At 53.2% G+C, this 15,635-nt stretch carries 14 protein-coding genes; 10 read left to right on the top strand and 4 right to left on the bottom strand.

Translation table 11 applies throughout. From position 1 onward, the window contains the following. Positions 1 to 32: 32 nt before the first annotated feature. A complete protein-coding gene (locus AC52PS_RS02705) occupies positions 33 to 1,091 on the top strand; it encodes an NAD-dependent epimerase/dehydratase family protein (RefSeq protein WP_495561493.1) in 1,059 nt (352 codons plus the stop codon). Between the two features lie 159 nt (positions 1,092 to 1,250). Here AC52PS_RS02705 and AC52PS_RS02710 read toward each other — a convergent pair whose 3' ends face one another. After that, positions 1,251 to 2,576 carry an MFS transporter gene (locus AC52PS_RS02710; protein ID WP_495561494.1) on the bottom strand — a complete coding sequence of 442 codons (1,326 nt, stop codon included), beginning with the start codon at positions 2,574 to 2,576 and terminating at the stop codon, positions 1,251 to 1,253. A 99-nt stretch (positions 2,577 to 2,675) separates the two neighbouring features. Between AC52PS_RS02710 and AC52PS_RS02715 the strand changes: the two genes are divergently transcribed. Beyond that, a complete protein-coding gene (locus AC52PS_RS02715; RefSeq protein ID WP_495561495.1) occupies positions 2,676 to 3,839 on the top strand; it encodes an MFS transporter in 1,164 nt (387 codons plus the stop codon). A 4-nt stretch (positions 3,840 to 3,843) separates the two neighbouring features. On the opposite strand, the gene AC52PS_RS02720 is transcribed toward AC52PS_RS02715, so the two are convergent. Continuing rightward, positions 3,844 to 4,779, bottom strand: a complete 936-nt coding sequence (locus AC52PS_RS02720; RefSeq protein ID WP_495561496.1) for a J domain-containing protein — start codon at positions 4,777 to 4,779, stop codon at positions 3,844 to 3,846. 265 nt (positions 4,780 to 5,044) lie between these two features. Here AC52PS_RS02720 and AC52PS_RS02725 point away from each other — a divergent pair, with 265 nt between their 5' ends. From AC52PS_RS02725 to AC52PS_RS02760, 8 genes are all read left to right on the top strand, one after another. After that, on the top strand, positions 5,045 to 5,302 hold the full coding sequence (locus tag AC52PS_RS02725; RefSeq protein ID WP_495561497.1) for a FeoA family protein: 258 nt from the start codon (positions 5,045 to 5,047) through the stop codon (positions 5,300 to 5,302). 179 nt (positions 5,303 to 5,481) lie between these two features. After that, the gene (gene feoB / locus AC52PS_RS02730) at positions 5,482 to 7,506 is read left to right on the top strand and encodes a ferrous iron transporter B (RefSeq protein WP_495561498.1); all 2,025 of its coding nucleotides are present in this window, start codon (positions 5,482 to 5,484) and stop codon (positions 7,504 to 7,506) included. After that, on the top strand, positions 7,503 to 7,811 hold the full coding sequence (locus tag AC52PS_RS02735) for a hypothetical protein (RefSeq protein ID WP_495561499.1): 309 nt from the start codon (positions 7,503 to 7,505) through the stop codon (positions 7,809 to 7,811). Before feoB ends, AC52PS_RS02735 begins: the two co-directional genes overlap by 4 nt. 91 nt (positions 7,812 to 7,902) lie before the next feature. Beyond that, complete coding sequence (locus tag AC52PS_RS02740) at positions 7,903 to 8,277, top strand: metal-dependent transcriptional regulator (RefSeq protein ID WP_495561500.1); 375 nt, start codon at positions 7,903 to 7,905, stop codon at positions 8,275 to 8,277. A gap of 116 nt (positions 8,278 to 8,393) precedes the next feature. After that, positions 8,394 to 9,800, top strand: a complete 1,407-nt coding sequence (locus tag AC52PS_RS02745; RefSeq protein ID WP_495561501.1) for an MFS transporter — start codon at positions 8,394 to 8,396, stop codon at positions 9,798 to 9,800. Positions 9,801 to 9,806: 6 nt separating this feature from the next. Continuing rightward, positions 9,807 to 10,514 carry a SagB/ThcOx family dehydrogenase gene (locus AC52PS_RS02750; protein WP_495561502.1) on the top strand — a complete coding sequence of 236 codons (708 nt, stop codon included), beginning with the start codon at positions 9,807 to 9,809 and terminating at the stop codon, positions 10,512 to 10,514. 256 nt (positions 10,515 to 10,770) lie between these two features. Further along, positions 10,771 to 12,513, top strand: a complete 1,743-nt coding sequence (locus AC52PS_RS02755) for a S1C family serine protease (RefSeq protein ID WP_495561503.1) — start codon at positions 10,771 to 10,773, stop codon at positions 12,511 to 12,513. Further along, complete coding sequence (locus AC52PS_RS02760) at positions 12,494 to 13,462, top strand: hypothetical protein (RefSeq protein ID WP_495561504.1); 969 nt, start codon at positions 12,494 to 12,496, stop codon at positions 13,460 to 13,462. Before AC52PS_RS02755 ends, AC52PS_RS02760 begins: the two co-directional genes overlap by 20 nt. Before the next feature lie 125 nt (positions 13,463 to 13,587). Here AC52PS_RS02760 and AC52PS_RS02765 read toward each other — a convergent pair whose 3' ends face one another. Both AC52PS_RS02765 and AC52PS_RS02770 read right to left on the bottom strand, forming a co-directional pair. After that, on the bottom strand, positions 13,588 to 14,253 hold the full coding sequence (locus AC52PS_RS02765) for an HAD family hydrolase (protein WP_495561505.1): 666 nt from the start codon (positions 14,251 to 14,253) through the stop codon (positions 13,588 to 13,590). Positions 14,254 to 14,335: 82 nt separating this feature from the next. Beyond that, the gene (locus tag AC52PS_RS02770) at positions 14,336 to 15,169 is read right to left on the bottom strand and encodes an alpha/beta hydrolase (RefSeq protein ID WP_495561506.1); all 834 of its coding nucleotides are present in this window, start codon (positions 15,167 to 15,169) and stop codon (positions 14,336 to 14,338) included. Positions 15,170 to 15,635 lie beyond the last annotated feature (466 nt).

Here is a 15,635-nt window from a genome sequence, read left to right on the forward strand (position 1 = left end):
AGGATAGGAACGGCATTTACCAGGGGGAAAACATGGAACATGCGGAGAATTTCAGTCCGGTGGCGGTCACCGGAGGAAGCGGCTACATTGCCAGCTGGATTGTGCTCAAGCTTCTTGAACGGGGAATGGAGGTTCACGCCACAGTTCGCAATCTCTCGGATGAGAAGAAAGTGGGGCATCTGAAAAGCATGCAGAAAAATTTCCCCGGACAGCTCAGCCTTTTCGAAGCCGATCTGAATACCGAAGGGTCTTTCGATGCTGCTGTGGCGAACTGCGAAGCCCTGATTCACTCAGCCAGTCCATTTGTTATCAGCAATATAAAAGATCCGGAGCTGGAGTTAATTCGCCCCGCCAAGGTGGGCACGGAGAATGTTCTGCGCAGCGCCGACCGGGCCCAGACTGTGCGCAAGGTGGTACTCACCTCAAGCGTAGCGGCAATTCATACGGACAACAATGAATGGAAAAATACCAGTGAGGGCATTCTGAATGAGAACCACTGGAATTCCACCGCATCTGCCAAATATCAGCCCTATTCATATTCCAAGACTCTTGCGGAAAAGGCCGCCTGGGAGTACGCCCAGCAACAGGACCACTGGGATCTGGCGGTAATTAACCCGTCATTTGTGGTGGGCCCATCCCTTTCCAAGCGGCTTGACGGAACTTCATCGTCTACGGTTGCAGGTTTTTTCACCGGCCAGTTCAAGCAGGGCATTCCCGATCTTCATTTCGGAATGGTGGATGTGAGAGATGTTGCAGAGGCTCACATTCTTGCCCTTGAACATCCGGAGGCGAAGGGCCGTTTTATACTCATGAGCGAAGAAAAGAGCCTGCCGGAGGCGGGTAAAGTATTGCAGAACATGCAGGGGGGACGCCTGCCGGTCAATCCCCGGGTGCTGCCCAAAGCCATGTTTTATGTCATGGGGCCCTTTCTGGGTTTCAGCTGGCGTTACACCCGAAATAACTACGGCGTGCCGGTGAAGCTGGATGCCGCAAGATCCCGGGATATTCTAAGGCTCAAATATCGGACGATTGCCGATTCCCTGGTGGATCATGCGGAACAGCTCCTTAAAGACGGTCTGGTCTCAGTCTGAACGACCGCCGGATCTCTGTCTGAAATGCGCCAGGCGACAGGTCTGAGCAAGAACGATCTAGCATGTATTTTCCGGCGGGATCGACTGTTATGCCCAAAGAACCTGCTATGCCCAAAGGACTTGCTATACCTTAAGGACCTGCTATGCCCAAAGAAGCTGTTACCCCAAAGGAAGGGAAGGACCTTCGGTCTCCGGTCCCTCGGGTTTTTCCGCTTCCGGCACCCCGGATTTGCGGGTTTTTCTCAGCAGACGGTAGGCGGCAAACGATGTACGGGGGTACACCCTGAACGCGCCCCGTCTTGAAACGGGAATTCTTGGAACTATCCGAAGGCGCAGCATCGCAAGGAAGACGAATAACCCCATCGGCACTGCCATGGAGAAAAACAGCCCCACAGGCCCCATTCTCTCCATGAACAAACTTCCCACAATGGGCCCGGCGGCCGATCCAATCCCGTAAAACACCACGATTGCCGCCGCGGCATGCACCATTTCATCTCGTGTAAGCTGGTCGTTCATGAGGGCAACATTCAGCGAGTAGAGAGGCATTGCAAAGCCGCCGAATATCAGCATTAACACGTGTAATGCGGGGCCTTCCGCTGCGGTAATTCCGATAATCAGGGATGCGATCATCCCCACCAGAGCACTGAGCAGTATTGCTCTGCGCCGGTCTTTTTTATCTGACAGCCACCCCAGAGGCCACTGAAATGCCAGGGTTCCCAGAGAGATAAGGAGCATGAGTAACCCGATATTTCCTTCAGGAATTCCCACCTGCTGCCCGTAACGGGGAATAAGACTCCAGCTGGCACCGGTTATCATACCGCTGACAAACACTCCCGATCCTGCCAGGGGCGATTTCTTGAAGGTCTTGATCAAATCCGGCTTTTCATTGCTGATTTTCGGGCTGCCGGTCACCGGTGACAATGCCAGGGGAATGAGACAGAGGGAAATAAGCACCGTGGTTACCCCGAAAATTTCAAAGGTGGCGGGGGAGAACAGCCCGATCAGCGGCTGCCCCAGCCCCATGGCCGCCAACAGCACCACCGAATAGAGACTGAGGATCTTTCCCCGGTTCACTTCGGTGGAAGAGATATTCAGCCAACTCTCCACTACAACCGTCATCACCGACAGACAGATACCGTGAATCAATCTCAGGAAGATCCAGGTAATCGGTTCCACCGCAAGTATATGGATTATGGATGTGGCCGAGGCAAAGGAGGCGAAGGCTGCGAATGAGCGCACGTATCCCACCTGGCGAATCACCGGCCCGGCAACAAATATCCCCAAAGCCAGCCCCACGTAATACATGGACATGATTATACCAATTGATGAAGCGGAAAATCCCTCCAGGCCGGCTCGAATAGAAAGGGCGGTTCCCTGAAGTGCCGACCCTACTCCCATGAGCAGCACGGAAGCCAGAATTGCACTGATGGTGGTTATGGGTCTATTCTCTTCTTCCTGTTGGATAATCAGGGGCTGTTGTTCCATACATCAGCTGTACTTCTTTTTTGCTCCCGAATCAATAGCCCGCTGAAAAATTCATTCTATTTGCCTGGACCGGAACCGGAATACTTTCTACACTTAAGTGTGCACAGAAATATCAGGCTGCTGTATGTTTTTAATTTTCTCACTGACTTCAAACTGTGGGCCGCAGTGGCAATACTGGTGTTTTCCCATGAAAGCGGGTCGTACGTGGGCGGAATGGCGGTTTTTTCCGTCATGACTCTCAGCTCAGCCCTCTTCGAGATTCCCACCGGGCTCATATCCGATCATCTGGGGAGAAAAGCGGGCATTATTTTCGGAGCTGCCGCTGCACTTATCGGGAGCCTGTTCTTTGCTTTGGATAACGGATATCTGAGTTTACTCATCGGAGCAGCGTTTTTCGGCCTTTCGGCCGCCCTCTACAGCGGCAACAACGATGCATTTCTCTATGATTTTCTCAAGTCACGGGGTGAAGAAAAGGACTATGCCCATTATCTGGGAAGGACCTCCAGCATGTTCCAGCTGGCACTTGCCGTATCCGCAGTGGCGGGGGGAATACTGGCCTCTATTTCCTACTCTCTGGTGATGTGGCTGTCGGTCATTCCCCAGCTGGGATGCTTCATTATTGCATTCTTTTTTAAAGATACCCCGGTTGATACCCGGAGAAAGAATCCGCTGCACCAACTTCGTGCCGCCTTCCGGGAATTCCGTCGTAATCCCGTTCTCAGAAAAATCAGCAGCGCTTCGGTGCTTGGACACTCATTCGGCGAAGCGGGATATCAGTTTCAAGCGGCATTTTTTGCGATGCTGTGGCCTGTCTGGGCCATCGGTATAGCCAAAACACTGGGAAATCTCATGGCTGCCCTGAGTTTCCACTACAGCGGCAGGATCACCCGACGATTCGGCAGACTTACATCGGTAATTTTCACCCGTCTTGCGGGCCGGGGACTGCATGCCGCGGCTTTACTGCTGGCCGGTCCGGTTTCGCCCCTGCTTATCGCCTCCACCAGCCTGATGTTCGGAGTTCAGTCTGTGGGGGAAAACAGCCTGCAGCAGGATGAGTTCAGCCACCGGCAGCGGGCAACCATGGGTTCCATTGTATCCCTGGCGGGAAGCGCCGTGTTCGCTCTTGCAAGTCTGCTTCTGGGCTGGATGGGAGATATGCTCGGGATTATCAACGCATATCTGCTGCTTCAGGTGGTACTGCTCATTCCTTCCTGGATGCTCTACAGCGTATACCGCAGCCGTAAGCAGTCCCCCAGCCGGTGAATACTCAGCCGATGAGTAGCAGATATGCGGTGTTTATTTCTTTGGCCTTTTCCAGGCCCATGGGGTTGATATCCGGGTGGTAGGTTTTCATCAGCTGCTTGTAGCGGCGTTTCACCTGGGCGGGATTTGCTGCCTGCACTTCGCTGAGCCCGAACAATGCCAGAGCCCGGCGTTTCTCAATCCGGCGGTCTGAAAAAGCGTCTTCGGATGTCCTGCTCCGGCCGCTTTCGCTGCCCCCCCGGGATCGGGTTTCATCGAAATCGGGATCGGAAATGAGACCGTGAATGATAAGATACTGCCGCAGTTCCAGAAAGATGTCAGAGAACAGGTCCCGGTAGGGCACATAGCCTTTGCGAAACAACTGTTCCGCCAGTCCCACCATATAGGGACGCAGAAGTTCACCGGTGGTTTCCGGGTGGGATTCGATCACCAGTTCTGCGGCTTCATCCCGCAGATGTTCCCAGGGGAAGAACTCATCCAGATACACGTCCAGGGCGGAGGGAAAGTTGCCGAATGTGTTGAACATGGATTCGAAGCTCATAAAATCGATGCTGTGCAGGCTCTTTTCCCGGGAAACCAGCTCAATTACCGTTTCCTGTAGCTCTATCTGAATATCATAGGGAATAAAAAGACCTGCCTCCCAAAATATCCGGGGCGCATCGTCATAGCCGATATCTTCCAGCAATGTAATCAGGCTGCCGATGTTTGTATGGCCGTATTCGTGGGTGGCGAAATTCACCAGGGGTGAACGGCTTTGTTCAATGCGAGTGTAAAAATCCTCAAGCTCCATTCCCAGGATTTCCATTATTTGGTCCCGGTGGATGATCCACCTCCCCCTGACATCAATTGACTGTTGAATGAAGGATGCCAAGGGATGTAGAGACCCTGAGGATAGTCCGGTAGATGCTGAATCTGTGTTTCTGTTTCCTGCGGTTTCCATCTACCGTACAAGATATCCATACTGGCATGATATTTAAAGCCTCTCACGGACTTCTGATATACCATCGTTTTCTAAAATTGCTCCGCGTTTTTGGAAAACGGGGCGGCGGGCAGGCCCGGTACCGGCGTAAGTTGCTCCACAATTGATTTAGATATTTTTTTATTGATTTCAGCGCTTCCTTCATATTTCTGGTTGACAGATTCTGTTAGCACGGATAAACTTGTCATAAAGTTAAGTCAAGCTAACATATTTGGGGAGGTCAGACATGACACTACTAAATACACATACCGATAGCGAATATACCATTTCACATATATCAGCAGCCGAAGAGGGAATGAAAGAATTTCTGTTCACCCTGGGCTGTTATCCTGGAGAAAAGGTTACCGTTATTTCACGCCTTGCTGACAACATGATTATTAATGTGAAAAACGCCCGCTACAGTATAGACTCGGATCTGGCCTCGGCCATCGGCATCGCTCCGGCGGCGGTAAAGGCAGCCTCCCGGCAGGAACGGATCGCCTGAAGAAGGCGCTCCGGGCGCGTGTTTTTTTGGACAACAAGTTAGTCCAGTCTAACTTTTAGCCATGAGAATGCATGTCAGCTGCAATCCGTTAGAGAGAACCTGATCCACCGGCAGAAAGAATCCATACCTGCAGCCAACCCTCGGAGCCCCCGGCTCTGTGATACCAATAGGAGTGAGCAATGAAGATTGCACTTACCGGTAACCCCAATTGTGGGAAGACCACCCTCTACAATGCCATTACCGGCAGTACCGAACATGTGGGCAACTGGCCCGGAGTAACCGTCTCGAAAAAGGAAGGTCCGGTGAAGGACTCCCTGAATCCGGGTGCCGAAGATATCCGGATCGTGGATCTGCCCGGTGCGTATTCCATTTCTCCATTCACCGGAGAAGAGTCCATTACCCGGGACTTCATTCAGCATGAACGGCCGGATGTAATTGTGAATATTGTGGATGCAACCAACCTGAACCGGAGCCTCTATTTCACCACCCAGCTTTTAGAACTCGGAATTCCTGTGGTTGTGGCTCTGAATAAGAGCGATCTTCAGTCTAAGAAAGGGATAATTCTGGACACCCAAATTCTCAGCGATGCACTCAACTGCCCGGTAATTCAGACCGTGGCCAGCGCCCAGAGCCGCAACGGACTGGGCGAACTGGTGGAATCGGCGCGTACACGTTTCCGGGATACGAAACCCCAGGCGGCGGCCTACTCTTCCCCCGGAAGCACGGCTACGGCCGATGGGAGCTCAAAGGAAGATCCTAAACGCTTTGACTGGGTGAACCGCCTGGTAGACCAGGCAGAGCGGAGAAAAGTGGATTCTTCCCGGAAAACCCTCCAGGATTCGGTGGACCGAATTGTGGCCCACAAGTGGCTGGGACTGCCCATCTTTGGGGGAGTAATCTGGCTGGTGTTTTCCGTGTCCCAGACCTGGGTTGGGCCCTGGCTGGCGGATCTGCTGGTTGCAGGAATCGACGGAGTGTACGGCTGGGTTGAGGGCCTGTTGGGAAATCAGGTGAGTCCCGTACTCAGCGCATTGCTTTTAGACGGAATCATCGGCGGTGTGGGTGCGGTTGTGGGATTCCTGCCGCTTATTATGGTGCTGTTTTTCATGCTTGCCCTTCTTGAGGATTCGGGCTACATGTCCCGGGTTGCGGTTATTATGGACAGGTTTTTCAAGAAAATCGGTCTGTCGGGGAAGTCCATTATTCCTATGATCGTCAGTACCGGATGCGCAATTCCCGGAATCATGGCCACCCGCACCATTAAAAATGATCGGCAGCGGCGAACCACCGCCATGCTTTCGCCATTTATGCCCTGCGGAGCCAAGCTGCCCATTATTGCATTGTTCGCCGGGGTGTTTTTCGGAGACCAGGCATGGGTGGGTACATCCATGTATTTTCTCGCCATCTTTGTAATTATTCTCAGCGGCTTAATCGTACGCCGGATTACCGGTGACAGATCCCGGTCCTACTTTATTATGGAGCTTCCGGAGTACCGCTTTCCCAATATCCGCCGGGCATCTCTGTCCATGTTCCGCCGGGCAAAGGCGTTTATTATTAAAGCGGGAACCATCATTCTGGTGTGTAATGCGGTAGTCCACGTGCTCCAAACGTTTAACTGGCAGTTCCAGGTGGTGGGAGAAAGCATGCCCCGAAGCAGCATTCTGGCAAGCATTGCATCTCCTCTCGCATTTATCTTTATTCCTCTGGGTTTCGGCATTTGGCAGTTCGCCGCTGCGGCAATCACCGGCTTCATAGCCAAGGAAAACGTGGTGGGAACCTTGGCGGTTACCTTTTCCATTACCAATTTTATTGATATTGAAGAGCTGGCGCTGATATCCGGATCAGGAGAAGTACTCTCAGTCTTCGGAATCGGCGCAGTGGCGGCCCTCTCCTACCTGGTATTCAACCTCTTTACCCCGCCCTGTTTCGCGGCCATCGGTGCCATGAACTCGGAAATGGAATCGCCTAAATGGCTGTGGGGGGCCATAGGCTTTCAGCTTAGTATGGGCTATGTCCTTTCCTTTCTGGTATACCAAGTCGGTACTCTGATTACCGCCGGAACAGTTGGAGCCGGCTTTCTCCCCGGCCTGCTGGCTGTGGCGGCGATCATCTCCGTGATCGGGTATTTCATGTGGAAAGGAAGCCGAAGCAGCTCCGGCGCATCCATTTCCCTGTCACCGGTTGAAACAGGAAAGGCCAAATGATTGCTGCAAACCTGCTGGTTCTTGGGGTCATCGTTCTGGCTTTGACCCCCGGCATTCTAAAAATCCACGCCGACCGAAAGAAGCGCAAAGAGCTTCCGGCCAACGTTTTCCCCGGCTGTGCATCCTGCCCCCTGCTGGATCAGTGCACGGCTCCGGCGGAAAGCTGCTCCTCCGGTTATCCTAATGGCTCTCATAATGCCCCCGACAATGGTCACCGCAATGCCCGAGGCAATACCCTCCGCAATGACCTGAGGAATAATTCCTCCGGCGGCGACCGTTCGGACCCTGGATGCAGCTGCGGATAATGATAGAACCGGGGAATTTTTCCCTGGAAGGCCCCGGCCTGATGCGCCGGGGCTCTCTGCGTACTATACTTATAGCAAGAGGTGAACTCTTATGTCATACAGCGAATCCCTGGAAATGTATCTGGAAACCATTCTTGAGTTGGAAGGAAAGGAGCACCCCGTTCATTCGGTTGATGTTGCCAAGGCCCTGGATGTATCCAAGCCCAGTGTGAACCGGGCATTGAAAATTCTCAAAGAGGACGGACTCATAGAACACGAGCCATACGGAAGCATCCGCTTCACATCCAAAGGCCTTGCGCTGGCGGAAGATGTAAAGATGCGCCATGTGTGCATTACCAAATACCTGGTCCAGACCCTGGGAGTCCCCCTCCCGATTGCTGAAAAAGACGCATGCCGAATGGAGCACATTATATCTCCAGAGACTCTCTCAGCTATCCGGAATCTTGTGGGCCGGCAAACGGCCTGATTCCCCCATCCATTCCTCCCACCCCTCTGATTTGTTCATTCCCAAGATCGGTGAAATATGCTAAGACTTCCTCTCTTCGAATGTAAAAAATACTACAACCAATAAGGATTCGCAGCATGGAAGCAAAACAGATAAATATATATCGGCGAATGCCGTTTTACTATGGCTGGGTAATGGTGGGGGCGGGCACCATCGGAATGCTATTAAGCATTCCCGGCCAGACCATCGGGGTGTCGGTGTTCACCGATTACCTCATTGAAGCTTTAGGGCTGAGCCGGGATCAGCTCAGCCTGGCATATATGATCGGAACCCTCTCCTCTGCAGCCATTCTCTCTGCCAGCGGAGTACTTCTGGACCGTTGGGGCAGCAGGCGTTTCGGAAGCATTGTAGCCGCATTGTTGGGCCTTGCTCTCATTCTGCTCAGCTATATTGAGGGAATGGTAGACGCCGCAACCCGGAGCCTTAGCCTGCTCCCACCGGTCCTGACCGCAATGATAATTATGAGTGCGGGTTTCTTCCTTCTCCGTTTTCTCGGCCAGGGCTCTCTCACCCTGGTGAGCCGCAATCTGCCCATGCGCTGGTTCGTGAAGCGGCGGGGAATGGTCAGTGCCATTGTGGGTACATTTGTGAGCTTCGGCTTTAATTCCGCACCGGCATTCTTCGATCTTCTCATCCAAGCCGCAGGATGGCAGGGGGCATGGCGGATCAGCGGGGTCATTGTATTGACCCTCGGGGTCAGCTTGTACGCAATCCTGGTCCGGGACAATCCTGAATCTGTGGGACTGAAACCCGATGGAGCCGTTGAGGATTTGGAGCTAACAAAACGGAACTCAGAGGAAATCCATCAGAATACCCCAGAGGAGCTCGGGGAGAACGGCGAACGGGAGCACGGGGGCAGACAGGATGAATCGGTGGACGCTCCAGAGCAACCCGACATGTCCCTTCCCGAAGCGGTCAAAACCGCCCGCTTCTGGGTGTACGGGCTCTCGGTGGGGCTCAGCTCACTCTTTATTACCGGCTTCACCTTCCATGTGGTAAGCATATTTGCCGAAGCGGGGATTGGCAGGAGCATTGCCGTTTCGGTGTTTATTCCGGTAAGAATTATCTCGGTTATCGTGAACTTCCTGGTGAGCTTCGCCTCGGATTACATCCGACTGAAATGGGTTCTTAGCACCCTGCTCTCCGGTCTTCTGATTTCCATGATCGGTATTAATTTTTTACAGCCCGGATTCATTTTTACTGCTATAATCATTTTGGGAAACGGTCTTGCCGGGGGGAGTTTCAGCAGTCTCACAGCCCTTACCTGGCCGAGATTTTTCGGTACAACCCATCTGGGGGCCATTTCCGGTTTTATTATGGGAATCCTTGTTGCAGGCTCCGCATTAGGGCCGATTATGCTGTCTGCCAGTTTGAGCATCGCCGGAAGTTACGGCCCGGCGGCCGCGGTTCTGGCCGGTGCGGCCGTACTGTTGCTTCTGTGCGGAATCATTCTCAAGGAGGAACCTGTACAAAGGAGAAGATGACTATCCATGGATGTATCAAATTTGAAATCGAACTGGAATCTGAAAATAGAGTCGGATCAGCAAAAGGGCAGGGAAACACCGGCATTCCAGAAGGAATATGACGGAAAAACAGTTCCCCTTCCTGAACCTGAGTTTGACAGTTTTACCGGCATCGATCTGGTAAACGCCATTCTCACCCGGCGCAGCGAACGCAAATTTCTGGATACGGGCCTGTCTGTTGAAGAACTGGGGTGGCTGCTGTTTGCAACCCAGGGTGTTCACGAAGCAACCGCCAGAGGAAGCAGACGGCCCTCCCCCTCCGCCGGAGCCCGTCACCCCTTTGAAACCTATATTGCAGTGTTCAACGTAGAAGGTCTCCAGGAGGGCATCTATTTATACCGGCCCTATGATCACGATCTTCTGCTCTATTCCCAGCCCGGGAATCTCCGGGAACTCTGCCGGGAAGCGCTGAACGGACAGGGCTGGGGTGCACCGGTAATATTTCTCTGGACCGCAGTTCCCTACCGGACCCACTGGCGCTATCCCGGTAGAATGCCCAAACTTGTGGCTCTGGACGCCGGGCACCTGTGCCAGAATCTCTACCTGGCCTGCGCGGCCATTGACGGGGGGACCTGTGCCATAGGCGCCTACGATCAGGACAAGTGCGACGCTCTTTTGAAGATTGACGGGGAAAATGAGCTGATGGTCTATGCTGCTCCTGTGGGAAAAATTTAACTGCAGGGCCTTTAGATTCTCTGTGCCGGTCCCTGTACCGGCCTCCATGCTGGGCTGGTGCATGTGCTGGGCTTGCGCATGTGCTGGGCTGGCCCCTCTACCGGCTGCTGTGCTGTGCCGGTCCTTGTGTCGACCGCTGTGCTGGGCTTGCGCATGTGCTGGACTGATTATTACCCCTTCTATATTATGTAGCTTCAGATTCATTCTGTAGCTTCAGATTCTACAGACAGTAAAAATATCACCATCCGGAGGACCGATGGATTCAACATCATTGGAAACACCACAACTTCAACAGGTTCCGAACCGAATCTGGAAACGCAGCCGCTCCTTTGCGGCAGTATTGGCAATACTCCTGCTTGCCGTTTCCTGCCAGAGCACCGACGTGCAGGAAAGCTACAATGCCGATGCCTTCATTCAGGAAGTGAGATATTTCTTCCAGGGACCGGATCCTTTTCAGTCCCTCCAGCTTCTGAATGAGCATTATGACAGCTACCCTGAAGCAGCAGGAACCCTGCTGAATGAATTGTACCGGCTGGAACAGGAAGGGTTCACCCGGGCCCTGGATGAGAAGCGCTTCTCTGCGGCTCTCGTTCATTATCATAATCTCGATACGCTCATGAACCTAAATATCCCCACCATTGAGGATGCTGAAAAAGATCTCGCCGAACGCAGGGACCTGCTGGCGGAGGAATCATTCAATACCGGCGCGTTCGATATCCTCTTCGCACTGGATCATCCTTTAATTGAAGAGTTCTTCCAGAGTGAAGCGTTGGATCTTGAAACGGTTTCCCGGCTTCTCACGGAAATAACGGTGGAATTCCGTTACAATGTTCAGGATATTGTTGAACGGCGGGCGGAGTACAGCGGCAGCGGCATCGCCATCGGTCCCCGGCATGTACTCACCGCATATCATGTGGTCCAGGGCTTCGATAATCCGAACAATACCTCTGTGGATATCCAGGTGCGAGACCGGGACGGCGGCAGCTTTCCCGCCCAAGTCAGGGGTGTGGATACTCTCAACGATCTGGCCGTGCTTCAGCTTGATACGAGCCTCCCCTTCAGTCTCCATATGCGCAGCATTTTCGGTGACAGCAGCCGGCTGCAACAGGGCCAAACAATGTACAGCTACGGGCATCCCTATGGATACACCGACAGTCTTAGCCGCGGCATTATATCCACCGTCCAGCGGCCTGCAGCGGAGGTGGGAAATGTCATTCAATTCGATGCCAATTCGGCTCCGGGAAACAGCGGCGGCATGATGCTGGGAGATGATTTCCGCATCTATGGATTGGTCACCAGCGGGCTGAGCGGCGAGGAAATCAACTTCGCCATACCCACCCGTACGATTCTCAGTAGAATTCAGCAGCTCATGGATGGGGAACACACCGGCAATTCATGGTTGGGATTAACATCAAGTGAAGTGGAAGAAGGGCTGCGGATCGACTATCTATTCCCCTCATCTCCTTTGAAAGAGTTCGGAGTGAAATCGGAAGATATTATTATGGCGGTGAATAACATCAGTGCCGGAGAGACGGAAGAGATGCAGGACTATATCGCCTCCCGGAGCATCGGTTCGATGGTGGAACTTCAGATCCGCCACAGCGACGGCAGCAGCAGCCGTCTGCTTACACGCCTTCACCGCAGACCGGACTTTCCCCTGAACACGGCGAATTTTATCCAGTATAAGGTGGATACCCTTCTGGCCAACTTCGGATTCTCCGTCCACGGCGATTCATTACGGAGCGTGGATTTTGATGCGGGAAACGAAAGCATCAGCATGAAGTTGTACCAGGTAAAGGAAGTGCTCAGCGAAACTCAGGCGTACAATATGGGAATCCGGGCTGACGACCAGGTGGGCCTCATTGCCGATGAGTACGCCGGCGGCGGACGCAGACTTCATATCCTCCATCTGCCCAAAGGGGAGAACAGCCTGGAAATTGATATCAGCGATTTCATCCTCACACTCTGGAGAAGCAAATATGCAAAAAACATTCTGTAAAACCCTATTCACAATATTGATACTCGCCCTTGTGCTCCCCACAATTGTGAGTGCCCAGAACAACGCCGGCCAGAACGAGACCGACCAGAACAACGCCGACCAGAACGAGACCGACCAGAACGAGGCAAATGTGAGCGACCTGCCGGACCAACCCGATGCTTCCTTCAGCAATCTCTCACGAAAGCCCCGTTTTGAAACCATTGAGGAAATCTTACTCCGGAATGATGAAATTCTCATCCGGGCTGAAGGCAATGAAGCACGGGAATACGAGCTGGATAGAATATACTATGTATACCGTGAGCTGGCCTCGGATGGGGGAAGCGAGGGACAGACCCGCCGCTACAGCGATCTGGTGGATGTGGTGTATCTGAAAAGCCGGGAGGAAAACACTCTCTATTTTCAGCCGGTGTGGATTGGGGGAAGCGTGAATCTTGAGCCGGGAATGTTGCTGGTTCAGGGTAATTTCGACTTCATAAATATGAGCGATTCGGATACATCAGGAAGCCCGGGTATGAGCCTTGCCGCAGGTGAGGGCAATACCCGAGTTCACCTGGGTGCTTCCAGCAATTTCACATCGGTGGAATTTTTAAGCGGATTTTCTTCCCGTGGTCAAAAGAGCCTGAAGGATTTAGGCTTCTCCCTCTATTTTGCACTGGGCGATCCTCCTGCGGGAAGCTCCAACCCTATTGAGGCCTCCGCAACAATAAATTTGGACTGGTATATGATCAATCTGCCGGTCTTCAAAGTGAAAGGTTTTGCAGGCCTCATGACGATCATAAATCCCGGAGAAAGCAGCGACATGTACGTGACAGGAGGAACCGCAGCCATTCTGCAGCTGGATGACATCAATCCGGCCATTCCCTTCGGTCTGGAACTGATGCCCTACACTCACGGGTCGAGCGACGGCTGGGTGTTAAAACTGGGACTCACGGCGTTTCTCAGCCTCTGATTCTTGATGCGGACCGCAAGATACGGGTCGATGTTTGTACGGCGGGTGCGGGTCGTGTGCGGCCCGCAGCTCTGTTATTTCGGATGCCTCTGGTATTTCCCAGCCGCTGTTATTAGAGAAGCCCGTTATTCCAAAAGCCATTGGGCCGCCTGGGAAACCGAGGTAAAATAAAAATCGGCCATGGCGCTGATATCATCCCGGATTTCCGGAATTGAATGGCTCCATCCGGCGCCCATGGATGCAATTCCTGCCCTCCTGGACATTTCTATGCCCGGCTTGAGATCATCGATCATGATAATCTCTTCCGGGCTCAGGCTGTGGCGGCGAATCATTTCTTCCACCGGCCAGACATGGGGTTTGGCCTTTTCCGGCTCGCCGGTCCACCCGAAAATGTCGGAGGGCATGAAGCCCGGTACATCCTGCTGCAGTTCATAATGGCGGCGGATAATATCAACTTCCGAATGGGAAACCACTCCCACGACGCCCCCCCGGCGCACCACTTCACTGAGAAGCTCAAGCATGCCCGGAAAGAAGGGCGGTACGAGGCTCTGGGTGTATTCCCTCCACACGTTGTAGCACAGCAGAGCATCCTGTTCATTTAATGCCAGATCCTTCTCTAGGAAATGGTGGATGCCCGGGTGATAGTTCAGGCGGAACCAGTCCTCCAGATTCCGGGTCTGCTCCTCCCTGCCCAGCCGCTTCATCTGCTCCACGTGAGCGGGATGGTGGACGCTGGGGGTACTGTTCACGGCGGTATCATCATGATCAATTAATATACAGTGGTATTTCATGGGAATGAGTATATCTCAAAGGGGTGCGGCGGAAAACAGCACGAAACGGATCCGGGGCAAGACAACGGATGTTTAGGAAGCCTTAATAGCGTGAAAGAAGAAACAGCAGCGGAACCTCCAGGCGCATCCGCCACTCCCCCTCACTGTGCTCGGCGCCGGGAAAGCGGTGGCTGAGGAAATCCCTGCCGTAGGCTATTCCTCTGTCGATCAGGTATTCGTCCAGCCTATTCTGATACTGCAGGTAGTCCTCATCCAGTCCTTTGCTTCCGAAATCGAAGTATATGCGCCTAGCGTCGCCCCCCGCCCACTGGGCCAAGCCGGTTTTTGCGTATTCTATGGTGGCGTTTTCCCCTGCACTCCAATGGGTGGACAGGCATCCTGCTCCCTGAAAGATCTCAGGATAGCGGATAAATAAATCCAGAGATATGAGGCCCCCCATACTTGAGCCCATGGTGTGGATCCGGCAGTCGCCCTGCTCCGCCCCCAAATACTCCAGAGCTCCGGGGATCACCGAGCTGATAATATATTCACCATAGACCGTCGAGCGGGGATGCTCACTGAGGGCCTGATGTTCAGCCATGAGCTCCTTCCATCGTCTGCTGTCCGCCGGGTAGATCATGGGCATGTAATCCAGCCAGCGGTTTTCCCCACTGTTCCAGACCCCCACTACCGCTGTCGGAGGTATTGCCCCAAGAGATCTGAGCCGCCGGAGGGCCGGCACTATGCCCCAGATGCCATAATGGGCGTCCTCGTCGCGGAACAGGTTCTGCCCGTCATGCATGATCAAAAGATTTCGGCGGGGAGCATTATACCAGGAATCGTCCACCCAAAGCTGTACCCGCCTTGGGTCAATGCCCGGGGGATTGATGAGACTGAGTTCTTCGAGTTTTAGGGACTGGTTCGAAATTTCCTGCATCGTCGTCTCCGTGTTCTTGGGCTGTAGCTTCGAAGTGTAGCACATATGAGGGAGTTGTTTAAAACCACGGATTTCCACACAATGGTCACGGATGGTGTAGCGGAATGAGTGCTCATTGTACGTAACAAATATTGAAGGGACCACGTATGATTTTGTATTAATTATTGCATTATTGAGGCGCGGGGATTCGCGCCGTTGGTTGCATAGGCGAGCAAGCGGCACATGCCGCTGACCAGCCTTTGGTTTCCTGCAGAACGGCTGCAGGCTAAGCAATTGTCGTGGTTTATGAAACGTCGTATACTTGTGTCTATGGCAGAACGAAAGCCCTGGGACAGTGCTTATAAATTCCTTTTCTCAAGCAAGCAGGTATTTCATCAGTTTCTCACCCGCTTTGTGGAGGAGGATTTTGTGCAGGGGTTGGCCGTTGATGATGTGGAGCTGGTGGATAAAAGCTTTGTCAGCGACG

Source organism: Salinispira sp. (assembly GCF_059431795.1).

Coding starts and splice junctions, on each gene's coding strand:
- AC52PS_RS02705 (WP_495561493.1), top strand. CDS start 33: ATGGAACATGCGGAGAATTTCAGTCCGGTGGCGGTCACCGGAGGAAGC.
- AC52PS_RS02710 (WP_495561494.1), bottom strand. CDS start 2,576: ATGGAACAACAGCCCCTGATTATCCAACAGGAAGAAGAGAATAGACCC.
- AC52PS_RS02720 (WP_495561496.1), bottom strand. CDS start 4,779: ATGGAAACCGCAGGAAACAGAAACACAGATTCAGCATCTACCGGACTA.
- AC52PS_RS02725 (WP_495561497.1), top strand. CDS start 5,045: ATGACACTACTAAATACACATACCGATAGCGAATATACCATTTCACAT.
- feoB (WP_495561498.1), top strand. CDS start 5,482: ATGAAGATTGCACTTACCGGTAACCCCAATTGTGGGAAGACCACCCTC.
- AC52PS_RS02735 (WP_495561499.1), top strand. CDS start 7,503: ATGATTGCTGCAAACCTGCTGGTTCTTGGGGTCATCGTTCTGGCTTTG.
- AC52PS_RS02740 (WP_495561500.1), top strand. CDS start 7,903: ATGTCATACAGCGAATCCCTGGAAATGTATCTGGAAACCATTCTTGAG.
- AC52PS_RS02745 (WP_495561501.1), top strand. CDS start 8,394: ATGGAAGCAAAACAGATAAATATATATCGGCGAATGCCGTTTTACTAT.
- AC52PS_RS02750 (WP_495561502.1), top strand. CDS start 9,807: ATGGATGTATCAAATTTGAAATCGAACTGGAATCTGAAAATAGAGTCG.
- AC52PS_RS02755 (WP_495561503.1), top strand. CDS start 10,771: ATGGATTCAACATCATTGGAAACACCACAACTTCAACAGGTTCCGAAC.
- AC52PS_RS02760 (WP_495561504.1), top strand. CDS start 12,494: ATGCAAAAAACATTCTGTAAAACCCTATTCACAATATTGATACTCGCC.
- AC52PS_RS02765 (WP_495561505.1), bottom strand. CDS start 14,253: ATGAAATACCACTGTATATTAATTGATCATGATGATACCGCCGTGAAC.
- AC52PS_RS02770 (WP_495561506.1), bottom strand. CDS start 15,169: ATGCAGGAAATTTCGAACCAGTCCCTAAAACTCGAAGAACTCAGTCTC.